The organism is Brevundimonas sp. NPDC007368, from assembly GCF_042869015.1.
Lineage (GTDB): Bacteria > Pseudomonadota > Alphaproteobacteria > Caulobacterales > Caulobacteraceae > Brevundimonas.
Genome location: NZ_JBIAFA010000004.1, coordinates 25,081 through 40,946, shown reverse-complemented (window position 1 = coordinate 40,946; position 15,866 = coordinate 25,081). Strand labels below are relative to the sequence as shown.

Below are 15,866 nucleotides of genomic sequence, written 5' to 3'. Positions count from 1 at the left end.
GGTCATTGTTCGCTAACCCTCTTTGGGGCAATAGGAACGGATGGCGAACGAAACGACTCGCATCCTGGGGCTGGATCCCGGCCTGCGCCGCACCGGCTGGGGCGTGATCGAAAGCGAGGGCAGCCGCCTGCGCTGGATCGCGCACGGGGTGGTGGCGCCCGCCGAGAAGGCGCCCTTCCCGGAGCGTCTGCTGCAGCTGCTGGAGGAGGTGGGGTCGATCTGCGCCGCCTATTCCTGTGATGAAGCGGCGATCGAGGAGGTCTTCGTCAACATGAACGGGGCCTCGACGCTGAAGCTGGGCCATGCGCGGGCGGCGGTCATGCTGGCCCCGGCAAGAGCGGGCCTGAGCGTGGCGGAGTACGCCCCCAGCCTGGTCAAGAAGGCCGTGGTGGGCGCCGGCCAGGCGGACAAGAGCCAGGTGGCCTTCATGATCAAGCGGCTGTTGCCGGCGGCCGGCGAGGTGAAGGCGGACGCGGCGGACGCCCTGGCGGTGGCGATCACCCACGCCCACCATCGGCGGAGTTTGAGTTTGAGTGCGAGCCTGAGGGGCGCGGCATGATCGTGATTTCTGCGATCCTCCCCCATAGCGAAGCGTATGGGGGAGGGGGACCACGAAGTGGTGGAGGGGGCGAGCCCCCCATGCTGCGTTTGAAGTCGCCCCCTCCACCATCCTGCGGATGGTCCCCCTCCCCCGCTGCGCAGGGGAGGATCAAAGCATGATCGGGCGTCTGAGAGGCGTGCTGGCCGAGGTCGGGGAGGTGGAGTGCCTGATCGACTGCGGCGGGGTGGGCTATGTGGCGGCCTGCGGGGCGCGGACCCTGGGGCGGCTGCCGGCGCCGGGCGACGAGACGACCCTCTATATTCACAGCCAGTGGAGCGAGGACGCGGGGCCGCGTCTCTACGGCTTCCTGTCGCGCGACGAGCGGCGAGCCTTCACCCTGCTGCTGGCCATTCAGGGCGTGGGGCCAAAGGCGGCGCTGGCCGTGCTGGACGTCCTGCCGCCGGGCGAACTGGCCTCGGCCGTGGCGCGCGAGGACAAGGCGGCGGTGGCGCGCGCCAACATGGTGGGCCCCAAGCTGGCCCTGCGCATCGTCACTGAACTGAAGGGCAAGGCCCTGGGGGACGGGCATTTCGCGCCAGTCGCGCCGGGCGTTCACGCCGACGTCGCCGCCGCCCCGCCGCCGCCGAGCGTGACGGGCGAGGCGGTCGCGGCCCTGTTGGGCCTGGGCATAGCCGAAATCAATGCGCGCCGGGCCGTGGATCAGGCGCTGATCCGGCTGGGGGATGAGGCCGAACTGTCGGCGGTGATCCGCGCGGCGCTGCAGGAGCTGGGGCGGTGACTTCTCATATCCGCTCATCCCCGCGGAGGCGGGGACCCAGTGCTTTGGCTATGGAATGCTGCGTCGGCTATGAAGGCGCGATGACTGTAGCCGTGCGTCGTGTCGTTCAAACCTGGGTCCCCGCCTCCGCGGGGATGAGCGGTCAATCATGAGCGAGCGTCTGGTGACCGCCGACGCCGAGCCGGGCGAGCAGCATGACCGCGCTCTGCGGCCGCAGACCCTGTCCGAGTTCGTCGGCCAGTCGGCGGCCAAGGGCAATCTGAAGGTCTTCATCGACGCGGCGCGCGGGCGATCCGAGGCGCTGGATCACGTCTTGCTGTTCGGGCCTCCGGGCCTGGGCAAGACGACGCTGGCGCAGATCGTGTCGCGGGAACTGGGCGTGGGCTTCCGCGCCACCTCGGGGCCGATCCTGGCCAAGGCGGGGGATCTGGCGGCCATCCTGACCAATCTGGAGCCGCGCGACGTCCTGTTCATCGACGAGATTCACCGCATGGCCCCGCAGGTCGAGGAGATCCTCTATCCGGCGATGGAGGACCATGTGCTGGACCTGATCATCGGCGAGGGGCCGTCGGCGCGCAGCGTGCGCATCGATCTGGCGCCCTTTACGCTGGTGGGGGCGACGACGCGGGCCGGGCTGCTGGCCACGCCTTTGCGGGACCGGTTCGGGATTCCGCTCAGGCTTGAGTTCTATTCGCCCGAGGAATTGACGGCGGTGATCCGGGGGGCGGCGAGGAAGATGGGCGCGGCCATCACCGAGGACGGAGCGATGGAGATCGCGCGCCGGGCGCGGGGCACGCCGCGTATCGCCGGGCGCCTGCTGCGCCGGGTGCGGGATTTCGCCGACGCTGAGGGCGGCGCGATCGACCGGCTGGCGGCGGCTCGGGCCTTGGCGCGGCTGGAGGTCGACGAGCAGGGGCTGGACAGTCTGGACCGGCGCTTCCTCAAGGCCCTGATCGAGAATTATGGCGGCGGGCCGGTGGGCATGGACACTTTGGCGGCGGCGATCGCCGAGGCGCGCGACGCGGTCGAGGACGTGATCGAGCCCTATCTGCTGCAACAGGGCTTCATCATGCGCACCCCGCGCGGCCGCGTGGCCTGCGCCAAGGCCTATGAGCATCTGGGGCTGACGGCGCCCCAGGTTCAGCCCGCGCCGCCGCCGGACCTGTTCGGGAAGTAGCCGCCTTCCTTCTCCCCTTGAGGGAGAAGGTGGCCCGTCAGGGCCGGATGAGGGGTGTCGGCGCAAGGGTGTATGGGAAGCCTTCAGCCAGGGTCTTCGCACCCCTCATCCGTCAGGCTTCGCCTGCCACCTTCTCCCACAAGGGGAGAAGGGTGAGGCGCAAATGATTCGCAAAAGGGCTTCACCGCCGCATCAAACCCGGCCATGCTCTACGGCGAAGGGAGACGGGTGATGGCGCGAGGCGGGATCGGGACGGACCAGAAGATCGCCGTGCTGGGTGCGGCCGTGCTGCTGCTCGGCGCTCTGAGCCTGTTCGCTGTGGGCCAGGGCGCGCGCTTCGGGCCGACGCAGGCGACGCCCGCAGAGCGGGCCCTGACCCAGGTCAGGACGCAGATGGGGCCGACCGCCGAGGTGCGCTATCTGGAAAACGGCAAGCGCCGGGCGGTCTGCGGCTACGCCGGGATCGCCGGGCAAAGGCAGGCCGTGGCCTTCGTCTCGCGGCCCAACCGCATCCTGATGGGGGACGAGCCCCTGGGCGCCGAGTTCGCCGACATGAAGGCCGAGTTCTGTCCGGGCTTCAACGCAGCTGCTCCGACGGCTAAGGCCTCGGTCACGACTTCCGCCCGGGGCTGACCGATGACCGACCAACCGACCGCCGGCCGTTTCGACGGACTGGATCACCTGCTGCCGGTGCGGGTCTATTACGAGGACACCGACTTCACCGGTCTGGTCTATCACGCCAATTATGTGCGCTATTTCGAGCGGGGGCGGTCGGACTTCCTGCGGCTGGCGGGCGTCGGCCATGCCGAACTGCTGGAGCAGGACGAGCCTCTGGCCTTTGTCGTGGCCGAGCTGAACATCCGTTACGCCAGGCCCGCGCGGATCGACGACGCCCTGGTGGTGCGGACCCGCTATGAGGCCATCAAGGGGCCGCGCCTGATCATCCGCCAGACGGTCGAGCGCGACGGCGAGGCGCTGTGCCGGGCCGATGTGACGGCGGTCTGCATCCATCTGGACGGGCGGCCGCGGCGACCGACGAAGCGGTTGGTGGCGTTGGTGGGGCCGTGGCTGACGGGGGAAGCCTCGCAATAACGAGGTTGTCAGATCGGCCCCCCGTGACGCAGGAGCCGACGACGGCTAGACCCGCCGCCATGAAACCGCCACGTCCGCCCGCTCGATAAGGTCGGACGACACCGGACCCACCCAAGGACCCCGCATGACCGCCCCAGTCGACGCCTCGCTGCTGAATCCCATCGAGCTGTTCATGACCGCCGACTGGGTGGTGAAGACCGTGATGGTCGGCCTGGCCGCGGCCTCGGTCTGGTCCTGGACCATCATCATCGACAAGGGCGTGCGCTTCGCCCGCATGAACGCCCGCGCCAGCGAGTTCGAAAAGCAGGTCGAGAGCGGCCGGTCGCTGGAAGACGTGGCGGCTCAGGCCGGCGCCCAGCCCGCCGACCCCCTGCCGCGCATGCTGGTGCTGACCCTGCAGGACTGGCGCGAGGCGCGTTCGCGCGGGGCCATGACGGACACGCAGGGCAATATGCTGATCGCCCGCATCGACCGGGCGCTGGATTCGGTCATCGCCCGCGAGAGCCAGAAGATCGAGAACGGTCTGGGCGTCCTGTCGGTGGTGGCCACCGCCTCGCCCTTTATCGGCCTGTTCGGCACGGTCTGGGGCATCATGAACGCCTTCGACAGCATCGCGGCGGCGGGCAACACCAATCTGACGACGGTGGCGCCGGCCATCGCCGAGGCCCTGTTCGCCACGGCCATCGGTCTAGCGGCGGCCATCCCGGCCTATATCGCCTTCAACGCCTTCTCGGTGTCGGCGGGCAAGTTCACCGGGCGTCTGGAAGCCTTCGCCGACGACCTGCAGTCGGCCATCGCCCGCCGTCTGGGCGCGCCCTCGGCTCCGCCGCCGCCCCCGCCGCCGTCGGCTGACCTGAACCTGCGTCGGGGCGTCTGATCCATGGCGATGGGAGGAGCAGGCGGCTCCAGCGGCGGGCGTGGTCGGCGCCGCGCGCGCAAGCGGCCGCTGAGCGAAATCAACGTCACGCCGCTGGTCGACGTCATGCTGGTGCTGCTGATCATCTTCATGATCTCGGCGCCCCTGCTGACCGTCGGGGTGCCGGTGGAGCTGCCCAAGACCGAGGCCAGCGCGGTCGAGACGACCGACAAGCCGATCACGGTCTCGATCGATCAGAACGGGGCCATCTTCATCGGCGAGGGCGAGGTCCGCTGGGAGAACCTGGCGATCCGCGTGGCCGAAGAGGGCGGCGACAAGGCGCGCGACAAGGCGGTCTTCATCCGCGCCGACGGCCGGGCCCCCTATCAGGCCGTGGCCCGCGTCATGGCGCGCCTGTCGGCCTCGGGCTTCACCAAGCTGAACCTGATCACCGACACCGCCGCTGACGAGACGACGGAGGGCTGACGGCTTTGCGTCGACCCAGTCCCGCCATTGTCGGATCGCTCGCGCTGCACGCCGGCGTGGTGGCGCTCGCCCTTGTCTCGTGGTCGTCGAAGGACGAGCCCAAGCCGCTGGTGAACTCGGTGCCGGTGTCGATCGTCTCGGACATCGAGATCGCCGCCGCGCCCGCCGACAACCCGCAGCCGGAGCCATCGCCCGAGGACGGGGCCACCGCGCCGGTCGAGACGCCGCCGGAACCGGTCCCGCCGGAGCCGACGCCGACCCCGCCGCCGCCTGCGCCGCGTCCGACCCCTGTGCCGCCGCGTCCCACGCCCAAGCCGCCGGAAAAGGCCCCCGCGCCGCGCCCGACGCCGACCCCGCGCCCCACGCCGCCGCGCCCGGCTCCGACCCCGCCGGCGCCTGCACGGCCCACCCCGCCCGCGCCTGCGCGTCCGACACCGCCCGCACCGGCTCGCCCGGCGCCGGCCAAGCCCGCGCCCGGTCTGGACCTGGACGCCCTGGCCGGCCCGCCGCGCCCGACGCCGAACCGGGGCCGTCCGGCCACGGGCCAGCAGGGCGCGGGTCAGGCCAGTCAGGCGACGGGGCCGCAACTGGCCGCCTTGGGCGCCCAAGTGACGCCTAACTGGAATCTGAACTGCGACATGCCGGGGATGGATGATCTGGTGATCCGCGTCACCGTGCGGCTGAGCGCCGACGGGGACATCATCGGCTCGCCGCGCCTGCAGGACACGCGCAGCGATCCGACCTGGCGGGCGGCTTCGGAAGCCATGTTGCGGGCGCTGCGGGCGACGTCGCCGTTCACGGTCCCCGCCGGTTTCCAAGCTCAGGACGTGCCGTTCCGGTTTGAAACCGCGCGTCAGTGCGGCGGTCGGTAAAATGTCAGGTTCAGCGATCCTCCCCTGCGTAGCGGGGGAGGATTGAGCTGGGGCGACGCCAAAGTCTGAAAGTCGCCCCATTCCGGGGCAAGCTTGTCTTTCACAAGCTGGTTTTTGTCATACGGTCTGGCGATAAGGACCGACGAGCCGTCTAACTCTGGAGCCATTCATGCGTCTGCACCTTCTCCTCGCCTCGGCCGCGGCGGTCGTGATGGCGGCCCCGGCGATGGTTCAGCCCGCGTCAGCGCAGACGCAGCCTCAGGCGACGCCTTCCTCCGCGCCTATGCAGGACGTAGTGGTGAATGAAGGCGTGCTGCGTCCGCTGCAGATCGCCGTCGTGCCCTTCACCGGCCAGAACGGGCCGCAGATTTCGAACGTCATCAGCGGCAACCTGAAGCGGTCGGGCTTCTTCGATCCGCTGAACCCGGCCAGCTTCATCGAGACCGGGCTGACCCTGGCCAATGCGCCCAACTTCCCGCAGTGGACCTCGATCGGGGCGCAGGCGGTGCTGTACGGCGGGGTGACGCCGCGCGCCGACGGGCGGGTGGATGTCGGCTTCCGCCTGTACGACCCGTACCGCCAGTGCCAGCTGGTCAGCTATCAGTTCACCGCCACCTCGGAGCAGTGGCGCCGGATCGCGCACAAGATTTCGGACGTCATCTATCAGCGCATGACGGGCGAGGCGGGCTTCTTTGACTCGCGCGTCCTGTTCGTGTCCGAGAGCGGCACCCAGCTGAACAAGCTGTCGCGTCTGACCATCGTCGATCAGGACGGCTACAACCCCGTCTTCCTGACCCAGGGCGACGAGATCATCATGTCGCCGCGCTTCTCGGCGTCCAACCCGGACGAGGTCACCTATGTGGCGCTCGGCAAGGACTACAGCCGCATCTATCTGTACAACCTGTCGACCGGCCGCCGCGAAAGCCTGGGCGAGTTCGACGGTCAGGTGCTGGCGCCGCGCTTCTCGAACGACGGGACCAAGATGGCCTTCTCGATCATCCGGGGCGGCAACACCGACGTCTATGTGATGAACCTGCGCACGCGCCAGCTGTCGCGCCTGACCAGCGACCCCGGCATCGACACCTCGCCGTCGTTCAGCCCGGACGGCAACCAGATCGTCTTCACCTCGGACCGTTCGGGTTCGGCGCGCCTCTACACCATGCGGGCCGACGGGTCGGGCCAGCGGCCGATCTCACGCGGCGGCGGCATCTATACGGCCCCGGCGTGGAGCCCGCGCGGCGACATGATCGCCTTCACCAAGCAGTCGGGCGGACGTTTCCACATCGGCGTGATGAAGTCGGACGGGACGGGCGAGCGCATCCTGTCGTCCAGCTATTTCGAGGAAGGCCCGTCCTGGGCGCCGAACGGCCGATACATCGCCTTTGCGCGCCAGAGCCCGGGCGGCGACACCCGTCTGTGGACCGTCGACCTGTCGGGCCGCGTGGTGGCGCAAGCCGGCTATGACGGACGCGGATCGGACCCGGCCTGGTCGGGGCTGCTGGACGCCCCGCCGGCCAGCCTGGGCATCGGGCAGGGGCCGGATTCCTGCCCTGCCTGATCCGTTTACGGCTTCGTGCGATCACGAGCGGAGCCATTCCCATAAACTGTGCGTTATCGCGTCTGGCGCGACGCGGCGCCGCAGTCTAGCTGACCGCAACAACAGCCAAGCTTGAGGCCGCCGTCCTCAGACCGAACCAAGGAGACGACCCGATGAACACCTCGACCCTGATCAAGCTGGCGACTGTCAGCGCCGCCGTCGCCGCCCTGGCCGCCTGCGCGCCCAAGCCCAAGGTTGAACCGGCCGTGCCGACGACCCCGGCCCAGCCGACCGGCCCGCAATACCCGACCGCCCCGACCGGCCCCGTCACCGGCGGCAACGTCGGCGCCGCCATGCCGGGCTCGGAGCAGGACTTCGTCGTCAACGTCGGCGACCGCGTCTATTTCGATCTGGACTCCTACTCGGTGCGCCCGGAAGCCCAGCCGCGTCTGGACGCCCAGGCCGCCTGGCTGCAGCGCTATCCGCAGGTCACGGTCCGCATCGAAGGCAACGCCGACGAACGCGGCACGCGTGAATACAACCTGGCCCTGGGCGCCCGTCGCGCCGAGGCCGTCCGCACCTATCTGATCCAGCGCGGCGTCCCCGCCGGCCGCATCGACACCATCAGCTTCGGCAAGGAGCGTCCGATCGCCGAGGGTTCGAACGAAGGCGCCTGGGCTCAGAACCGCAACGCCCACACCGCCATCGTGTCGGGCGCCCCGCGCTAAACACCGCGGAAGCGACAGAATGAAGGGAGGCGTCGGCTTTGCAGCCGGCGCCTCTTTTCTTTGAGGGCGTAGCGGATCAAAGTCCGCGCCGAATCCGGGGGGAAGTTGAGTGATTGATCTGGAAGCAGCGGGCGGCGCCATGACGGGCGGCATCATCGCGGGGGCCATCGAAAAGCCGACCGGCAAGGCGGGCGAGCATCACACGAGCTGCGCCGACTGCGGGGCCGAGGTCAGCGGCAACTTCTGCTCCAACTGCGGTCAGGCGGCCCATGTGCACCGCACCCTGCTGCATCTGGGCGAAGAACTGCTGCACGGGGTCATGCATTTCGACGGCCGCTTCTGGCGGACCCTGCCGCTGCTGATCCTCAATCCGGGGCGGCTGACGCGCGAGTGGGTGCAGGGTCGGCGCACGCGCTACGTCTCACCCCTGGCCATGTTCCTGTTCACCCTGTTCGTGATGTTCTTCGCGCTCAGCTTCATGCCGCATTCGGAGGTGAAGCTGCAGGGCCTGCCGGAGCAGATCGCCGCCCAGCGCGAGGCGATCGCCGAGGCCGAGGTGGTCGTCGCCGCCGCCCAGAAGGAGGTCGATGAGGCCACGGCGGCGATGGAGCCCGCCGACGGTTCGCCGCCTGCGCCCAACAGCGGGGCGCGGGCCGGGGTCGCCGCCGGGGTTCTGGCCGCCGCCCAGGCCGGGGTGATCAGCGAGAAGGCCAAGCTGGAACGGCTGGAGCATGATGCCGTCGAGGGCCGCAAGGACGGCCTGACGCCCGGGAGCTGGCAGGCGCAGGTGGCCGATCTGGCCGCCGACGTGGGCCAGGACGGCGAGGTCAACGGCCTGACCAAGACCGTGGCCAAGAAGCTGAAGAACCCGGACCTGGCGCTCTACAAGCTGCAGCAGACCGTCTACAAGTTCGCCTTCCTGCTGGTGCCCTTGTCGATCCCCTTCGTGGCCCTGATGTTCCTGTGGAAGCGGGGCTTCACCCTGTACGATCACGGGGTCTTCGTCCTCTATTCGCTGACCTTCATGTCGCTGCTGCTGATGGCGGTGGTGGTGCTGGCCACGACCATCAAGGGGGCGGGGCCCGCCGTGGGACTTGTGGCCAGCCTGATCGTGCCGGTGCACATGTTCGCCCAGCTGAAGGGCGCCTACAGCCTGAAGATCTTCTCGACTCTGTGGCGGACGATCGCCCTGCTGATCTTCTGCGAGATCGCGGCGACCCTGTTCATCGTCTCGATCATCTATCTGGGCCTCGGCCACTGACCTTTGCCTCGAACCCGGCCTTGCGAGCGCCGCAAATCGATGGGACGACTTGAGACATGCTGAAGCTGCCTTTTTCCAAATCCGCCGCCCTGACGGCCATCGGCCTGACCCTGATCGGGGGCGCGGTCGTGGCCCAGGTCGCGCCGATGGAGCCGGTCCAGTGGGACAAGCGCCGTCTTGACCAGCTGGACCGCAATGTCCGCCGTCTGGAGCGCGCCCTGACCCAGAGGAACGCCGCCGGTCAGCCCGTGCTGGTCGAGCCTGATCCCGAGGTCGTGGCCATGCAGGGCCAGCTGCAGATCATGGACCGCCGGCTGGCCGACGTGGAGCAGACCTTCCAGCGGATGAACGCCGACAGCGAGCGCCTGACCTTCCAATTGGACGAGGCGACGCGCGACAACGCCGCCCTGAGCCGTCGCCTGCGCGATCTGGAAGGCCGGGTCGAGCGCGCCGAAAAGGCGGCCGAGGAGCAGGCCGAGCTGAACGGGCCGATCGTCGCCAACTCGCCCACCGGCGACGCGGCCCAGGACCTGACGGCGGCGCTGCGCCTGCTGGGCACCGACGGCGTGCGCGGGCAGCGGGCGCTGGAGACGGTCATCGTCACCTGGCCCAATACGCCGCAGTCGCGTGAGGCCAGCAGCCGTCTGGGCGACCTGCACGTCGCCGCGCGCGACAACGCCGCCGCCGTGCCCGCCTACGCGGCCGCCCTGAACGGCTGGCCGCGCACGCCCTGGGCGCCGGAAACGACGCTGAAGCTGGCCGAGGCCCTGCGCGCCACCGACCGGGCCACACAGGCCTGCGGCGCCCTGAACGAGTTCACCCGCCGCTACGCCGACACGGCCACGGCGGCGCAGAAGACCCGCGCCACGCAATTGCGCACGCGGGCGAACTGCAACTGAGCCCAGACGACGCCGACAGCCTGACCGGCCGGGTCTTAGCCCGGCTGGACGCGCGGCTGGACGCGGAGCGGGACGAGCCGGTCGCGGTCGCCCTGTCGGGCGGGGGCGACTCCATGGCCCTGCTGCATCTGGCCGCCGATTGGGCCAGGGCGCGCGGGCGGCGGCTGCTGGCCCTGACGGTGGATCACCATCTCAATCCTGCAAGCGCGGACTGGACCCGGTTCGCGGGCGAGGCCGCTCGCGCGGTCGGGGCCGATTGGCGCGCCTTGAGCTGGGATGCGCCCGTCGTCGGGCCGGGCCTGACGGCGCGGGCGCGGGCGGCGCGGCATGGGCTGATCGCCGAGGCGGCGCGGGCGGCGGGGGCGCGGGTCGTGTTGCTGGCCCACACGCTGGACGACGTGGCCGAGGCCGACTGGATGCGGGCGAGGGGCTCGACGATCGGCAGGTTGCGCGAGTGGTCTCCGTCGCCGGTCTGGCCGCAGGGGCGCGGGCTGATGCTGCTGCGGCCCCTGCTGGATGAGCGGCGCGAGGCGCTGCGGGACGATCTGCGGGCGCGGGGGCAGGGTTGGATCGAGGATCCGGCCAATGCCGATGAGCGGTTCGGACGCAGCCGGGCGCGGGCGGCGCTGGCGGGCGTTCCGGCCGTCGCCCTTTCCAGCGTCATCCCCGGCCCTGTGCCGGGGATCCAGACACTCGACGACGAAGGATCATGCGGCGACGGATCAGCATCCAGGGGGATGTTTCTGGACCCTCGGGACAAGCCCGAGGGTGACGGAGAGAATGAGATCCGGGACTGCGAGCTTGGTCCGTTCGTCTGGGCAGGCGTGCTGCACATCCCCCGCGACGTGTCCGGCTCCACTCTGGCGGCGGTCCTGCTGTGCGCGGGGGGCGGGGCGGTTCCGCCGCGCGGGGAGAGGCTGGCGGCGTTGAAGGCGCGGCTGGCGGCGGGCGAGGATTTCGTCGCGGGCCTGTCGGGGGCGCGGGTCGAGGCGGAGGGCGCGACCGTGCTTCTGATGCGCGAGCCGGGGGAGATGAAGCGGCGCCCGCCTGCGCCTGTGGCGCTGGCGCCCGGCGTTCCGGCCGTCTGGGACGGGCGCTTCGAGATCACGGCCAGAGAAGGCGGCTGGCGGGTCGAGGCGGCGGCCGGGCGGTTGGCGCTGTTGGCCGAGGCGGATCGGCGCATTCTTGGGGGGCTCCCGGCGGCGGCGCGCGGCGCCTTGCCCGTTCTGGTTCGGGACGATGGAGACGGCCCGATTCTGGCATGGCGCGGGGCGACGGTGCGGGCCCTGGGCGCGCGGCGTCTCAGCCTGGCCTTGGGCGAAACGACGCAGGAAGCCGGCCTCTTTCACCCCATGCATGGCGAAACGCCGCCGACTGACCTATTTTCCTGGAAAGACTGCTGATCGACGGAGCGCCCCGGCGCGCGTCGAGGAACCGAGGACCGAATGAACCTGCGTAATTTCGCCATCTGGGGCGTGATCCTTCTGGGTCTGGTGGCGGTCTATGCCGCGATCAGCCAGAACGGCGGCACGCCCGCCATGCCGGGCGCCCAGGGCGCGGCGGCGGCGCGGCCCCAGGCCATCACCTATTCGCAGCTGATCACCGCCATCAACGGCCAGGAGATCAAGACGGCGACCGTACGCGGCGACACCGTCACGGGCGTGTACAAGAACGACAGCAAGTTCACGACCGTCACGCCCCTGCCCAACATCGACCTGGTCGACAAGATGCAGGCCGCCGGCGCCGCCGTGGACGTGAAGAGCACGCGCCAGCCCTGGTGGTCGGGCCTGCTGGGCCTGCTGCTTCCGGTGGCCCTGATCATCGCCTTCTGGTTCTTCATCATGAACCGGATGCAGGGCGGGGCAAAGGGCGCCATGGGCTTCGGCAAGTCCAAGGCCAAGCTGCTGACCGAGCACAAGGGCCGCAAGACCTTTGACGACGTCGCCGGCGTGGACGAGGCCAAGGACGAGCTGCAGGAGGTCGTCGACTTCCTGAAGGACCCGGGCAAGTTCCAGCGTCTGGGCGGCAAGATCCCCAAGGGCGCTCTGCTGGTCGGCCCTCCGGGCACCGGCAAGACCCTGCTGGCGCGCGCGGTGGCGGGCGAGGCGGGCGTGCCCTTCTTCTCGATCTCGGGTTCGGACTTCGTCGAGATGTTCGTCGGCGTCGGCGCCAGCCGCGTGCGCGACATGTTCGAGCAGGCCAAGAAGAACGCCCCCTGCATCATCTTCATCGATGAAATCGACGCCGTGGGTCGTCACCGTGGCGCGGGCCTCGGCGGCGGCAACGACGAGCGCGAGCAGACGCTGAACCAACTGCTGGTCGAGATGGACGGCTTCGAGGCGTCCGAGAACATCATCCTGATCGCGGCGACCAACCGTCCCGACGTGCTGGATCCGGCCCTGCTGCGTCCCGGCCGCTTCGACCGTCAGGTCGTGGTGCCCAACCCCGACGTTTCGGGTCGCGAGCGCATCCTGCGCGTCCACATGAAGGACGTGCCCCTGGCCGCTGACGTGAACGTCAAGACCCTGGCGCGCGGCACGCCGGGCTTCTCGGGCGCGGACCTGGCCAATCTGGTCAATGAGGCGGCCCTGATGGCGGCCCGCAAGGACCGTCGCATGGTGACGCACCGCGACTTCGAGGACGCCAAGGACAAGGTCATGATGGGCTCCGAACGGAAGTCCATGGCCATGAACGACGAAGAGCGTCGTCTGACCGCCTATCACGAGGCCGGTCACGCCATCGTCGCCATCAACGTCAAGATGGCGGACCCGGTGCACAAGGCCACCATCGTCCCGCGCGGTCAGGCCCTGGGCATGGTGATGCAGTTGCCGGAAGGCGACCGCTATTCCATGAAGTTCCAGCAGATGATCGACCGCATCGCCATCATGGCGGGCGGACGGGTCGCCGAGGAGCTGATCTTCGGTCCTGAGAGCATCACCTCGGGCGCCAGTTCGGACATCGAACAGGCGACGAAGCTGGCGCGGGCCATGGTCACGCGTTGGGGCTTCTCCGAGCGGCTGGGCACCGTGGCCTATGGCGAGAACCAGGGCGAGGTCTTCTTGGGCCACTCGGTGTCGCGCAGCCAGAACGTCTCCGAAGAGACCGCCCGGATCATCGACGAGGAGGTCCGCCGCATCGTCACCGAGGGCTGGGACGAGGCGCGCCGCATCCTGACTGACAAGGCCGAGGACCACGAGAAGCTGTCCCAGGCCCTGCTGGAGTACGAGACCCTGTCGGGCGACGAGATCCGCGACCTGCTGGAGAAGGGCGTCGCCCCGAACCGCGACGAGGCCAACGACACCGTGGCCGGACCCTCGGTCTCGGTGCCGGTGACGCCGGTCTCGGACGGCGTCGAGGTCGAGACGGCCAAGCCGTCGGAGCCCGCCGCCGCGCCGACGACGAGCGTGCCGACCGTCTGATCGTTCGGACGGGCTGAAAAGGATGAGGGGCGGGCCGCGTGGCTCGCCCCTTTTTCGTGCGTCCCTCCTCGCCCGCTCATCCCCGCGGAGGCGGGGATCCTGTGCCCTGGCCTCCAGCGCCCCCCGTTGGCCGAACAAGGCGCCGCTACCCCAACTCGGCGTCCGAAGCTCTCACTGGGTCCCCGCCTCCGAAGGGATGAGCGGAAAGTTTTCAAACAGACTAGTTTGTAATTTAGACTAGTCTGTGAAATATGGCGTTATCCGAAACAGGAGGACGCCATGACGGCATCCCAATTCGATCAAATCGAGCGCCTTCACGGCCTCGACGGGCTGCGGGGCGCCGCCCTGCTGCTGGGGGTGGTGCTGCACGCGACCCTGTCCTTCTTTCCCGCGCAGATCTGGATCGTGGCCGACGACCAGAAGTCGGTCTGGGCCAGCGGGCTCTTCTTCGTCATCCACCTGTTCCGCATGGGCAGCTTCTTCCTGATCGCGGGGCTGTTCGGCCACATGATGCTGAAGCGACGCGGTAGGGCCGGCTTTATCAAGGACCGGCTGATCCGCATCGCCGGGCCGCTGGCGGCCTTCTGGGGGCCGGTGCTGGCGGGGATTGTGGCGGTGCTGATCTGGAACGCTTCGCTGTTGGGGCTGACGGCGGCCGACGCCCCGCCGCCGCCGACCTATGACTGGACCAATATCCCCCTGACCCATCTGTGGTTCCTGTGGGTGCTGCTGTGGTTCTACGCCGCCCTGGTGATCGGGCAGGCCGTCGTCGCCCGACTGGATCGGGCTGGGCGTCTCGGACGAGGGCTGGACCGGCTGGCTGGTGGACTGATCACGCCGTGGGGGCCTTTCATTCTGGGCGCGCCGCTGGCGGTCTCTCTGTGGTTCGAGCCGAACTGGATCGCCTTCTTCGGCGTTCCGACGCCGGATGCGGGACTGGTTCCCGAGACCTCGGCCCTGATCGGCTTCGGTCTGGCCTTCGGCGTAGGCGTGCTGCTGGACCGTCGGCGCGACCTGCTGAAGCGGATGGAGGTCTGGGCCCCGGTCTGGCTGGGGCTGGCCCTGGGCGCGGGGACGACGGCCCTGATGCTGTCGGGCGGGCCGACGCCGATCCTGACGCCGATGACCGACCCGGCGGCCAAGGCCATGACGGCGGCGGCCTTCGGCGTGGCGACCTATGCCTCGGTGTTCGCGGTGGTCGGTCTGGCGCTGAGGTTCTGGTCGGGCCACAGCGTGCTGCGGCGCTATCTGGCCGACGCCTCTTACTGGATCTACATCCTCCATCTGCCGCTGGTGATGGCGGCCCAGGTGGTGGTGAAGGACTGGCCGCTGGTCTGGCCGGTCAAGCTGGCGATCGTCGGGGTCGGGGTCATGGCCGTGTCGCTGGCCAGCTATGAGCTGATGGTGCGCCACGGCTTCATGGGGCGCTGGCTGAACGGGCGGCGCGTGCCGTGGCGCCGGACCCGCGTCGGCGTCCCGCTCGCCGCCGAATAGCTTGCCAACCTTGGCGGCTGCGTCCATCCGAAGGGGGCAGCCGCGTCGCGCCAGGAATCACCCGATGACCGACAAGTCCCGCACGCCCGAAGCCGACCTCGCCTTCATGCGCTCGATCGTGGAGGGCAATGGGCGACCGCCGATGACCCTGGCCGTCTGTTATCTGGCGGGGGGGCTGCTGTACGGCCTGCAGTGCCTGTTCCACGTCGGCCAGGTGGTCGGCCTGATCCGTTGGCCCGACCTGGCCAATCTGATCTTCGTCGTCGGCATAACCGTGGCCTTTCTGGCGGTCCTGACCTGGGCCATTCTGAAGGACCGCAAGGCCGGGACGTCCAACCGGGGGCCGCTGGCGACGCGGGTGACCTCGGCCGCCTTCAGCGCCACCGGCATGGCCAACGCCGCCGTGATCATCGTCTTCGGCGTGGGGGCGGTGCGGGATCAGGATTTCGCCGTCTGGCTCTATTACGCCGCCATCGTCTTCGCCCTGCAGGCGGCGGCCTGGTATGTGGCCTGGGTGCTGAAGAAGAAGGGTTGGATGCTGGCGGTGTCGCTGGGCGGGTGGGTGACGGCGGTGGCCCTGGGCGTGCTGGTGCGTCAGCCGGTGGCCTATCTGGGCGTCTGCACCGTGGCCCTGTTCCTGCTGTTCGCCCTGCCGGGCTGGGCCCTGTTCCGGGACGCCCGCGCGGGCGCCAAGGCCGCCTGACG

16 protein-coding genes are annotated in these 15,866 nt (G+C 69.6%); all 16 read left to right on the top strand.

All coding sequences use genetic code 11. From position 1 onward, the window contains the following. Positions 1-40: 40 nt before the first annotated feature. Positions 41-559, top strand: coding sequence for a crossover junction endodeoxyribonuclease RuvC (gene ruvC / locus ACFYLW_RS09325; RefSeq protein WP_312066131.1), 519 nt, complete (start codon positions 41-43; stop codon positions 557-559). A 157-nt stretch (positions 560-716) separates the two neighbouring features. Continuing rightward, positions 717-1,340, top strand: coding sequence for a Holliday junction branch migration protein RuvA (gene ruvA, locus ACFYLW_RS09320; RefSeq protein WP_313471936.1), 624 nt, complete (start codon positions 717-719; stop codon positions 1,338-1,340). Between the two features lie 148 nt (positions 1,341-1,488). Further along, on the top strand, positions 1,489-2,517 hold the full coding sequence (ruvB, locus tag ACFYLW_RS09315; protein ID WP_312066235.1) for a Holliday junction branch migration DNA helicase RuvB: 1,029 nt from the start codon (positions 1,489-1,491) through the stop codon (positions 2,515-2,517). Positions 2,518-2,748: 231 nt separating this feature from the next. After that, complete coding sequence (locus ACFYLW_RS09310; RefSeq protein WP_312066236.1) at positions 2,749-3,150, top strand: hypothetical protein; 402 nt, start codon at positions 2,749-2,751, stop codon at positions 3,148-3,150. A 3-nt stretch (positions 3,151-3,153) separates the two neighbouring features. After that, positions 3,154-3,609 (top strand): tol-pal system-associated acyl-CoA thioesterase, encoded by a 456-nt coding sequence (gene ybgC / locus ACFYLW_RS09305; RefSeq protein WP_312066238.1) that lies wholly within the window; start codon positions 3,154-3,156, stop codon positions 3,607-3,609. A gap of 124 nt (positions 3,610-3,733) precedes the next feature. Then, positions 3,734-4,486 (top strand): protein TolQ, encoded by a 753-nt coding sequence (tolQ, locus tag ACFYLW_RS09300; protein ID WP_312066240.1) that lies wholly within the window; start codon positions 3,734-3,736, stop codon positions 4,484-4,486. Between the two features lie 3 nt (positions 4,487-4,489). After that, entirely contained in the window at positions 4,490-4,951 is a 462-nt protein-coding gene (locus ACFYLW_RS09295) for an ExbD/TolR family protein (protein ID WP_312066242.1), read from the top strand. 5 nt (positions 4,952-4,956) lie between these two features. Then, positions 4,957-5,823: a hypothetical protein gene (locus ACFYLW_RS09290; RefSeq protein ID WP_313471937.1), complete on the top strand. Its 867-nt coding sequence runs from the start codon at positions 4,957-4,959 to the stop codon at positions 5,821-5,823. Positions 5,824-5,992: 169 nt separating this feature from the next. Further along, a complete protein-coding gene (tolB, locus tag ACFYLW_RS09285; RefSeq protein WP_312066154.1) occupies positions 5,993-7,381 on the top strand; it encodes a Tol-Pal system beta propeller repeat protein TolB in 1,389 nt (462 codons plus the stop codon). A 152-nt stretch (positions 7,382-7,533) separates the two neighbouring features. After that, positions 7,534-8,088, top strand: coding sequence for a peptidoglycan-associated lipoprotein Pal (gene pal / locus ACFYLW_RS09280; protein ID WP_292083390.1), 555 nt, complete (start codon positions 7,534-7,536; stop codon positions 8,086-8,088). 109 nt (positions 8,089-8,197) lie between these two features. After that, positions 8,198-9,349 carry a DUF3667 domain-containing protein gene (locus ACFYLW_RS09275; protein WP_312066156.1) on the top strand — a complete coding sequence of 384 codons (1,152 nt, stop codon included), beginning with the start codon at positions 8,198-8,200 and terminating at the stop codon, positions 9,347-9,349. Positions 9,350-9,405: 56 nt separating this feature from the next. Continuing rightward, positions 9,406-10,248, top strand: a complete 843-nt coding sequence (locus tag ACFYLW_RS09270) for a tol-pal system protein (RefSeq protein WP_312066158.1) — start codon at positions 9,406-9,408, stop codon at positions 10,246-10,248. A 113-nt stretch (positions 10,249-10,361) separates the two neighbouring features. Continuing rightward, on the top strand, positions 10,362-11,651 hold the full coding sequence (locus ACFYLW_RS09265; protein ID WP_313471941.1) for a tRNA lysidine(34) synthetase: 1,290 nt from the start codon (positions 10,362-10,364) through the stop codon (positions 11,649-11,651). 42 nt (positions 11,652-11,693) lie between these two features. After that, on the top strand, positions 11,694-13,667 hold the full coding sequence (gene ftsH, locus ACFYLW_RS09260) for an ATP-dependent zinc metalloprotease FtsH (RefSeq protein WP_312066139.1): 1,974 nt from the start codon (positions 11,694-11,696) through the stop codon (positions 13,665-13,667). Between the two features lie 279 nt (positions 13,668-13,946). Further along, a complete protein-coding gene (locus tag ACFYLW_RS09255) occupies positions 13,947-15,161 on the top strand; it encodes an acyltransferase family protein (protein ID WP_312066137.1) in 1,215 nt (404 codons plus the stop codon). A gap of 64 nt (positions 15,162-15,225) precedes the next feature. Next, positions 15,226-15,864 (top strand): hypothetical protein, encoded by a 639-nt coding sequence (locus ACFYLW_RS09250; RefSeq protein ID WP_312066135.1) that lies wholly within the window; start codon positions 15,226-15,228, stop codon positions 15,862-15,864. The last annotated feature ends 2 nt before the right edge of the window (positions 15,865-15,866 follow it).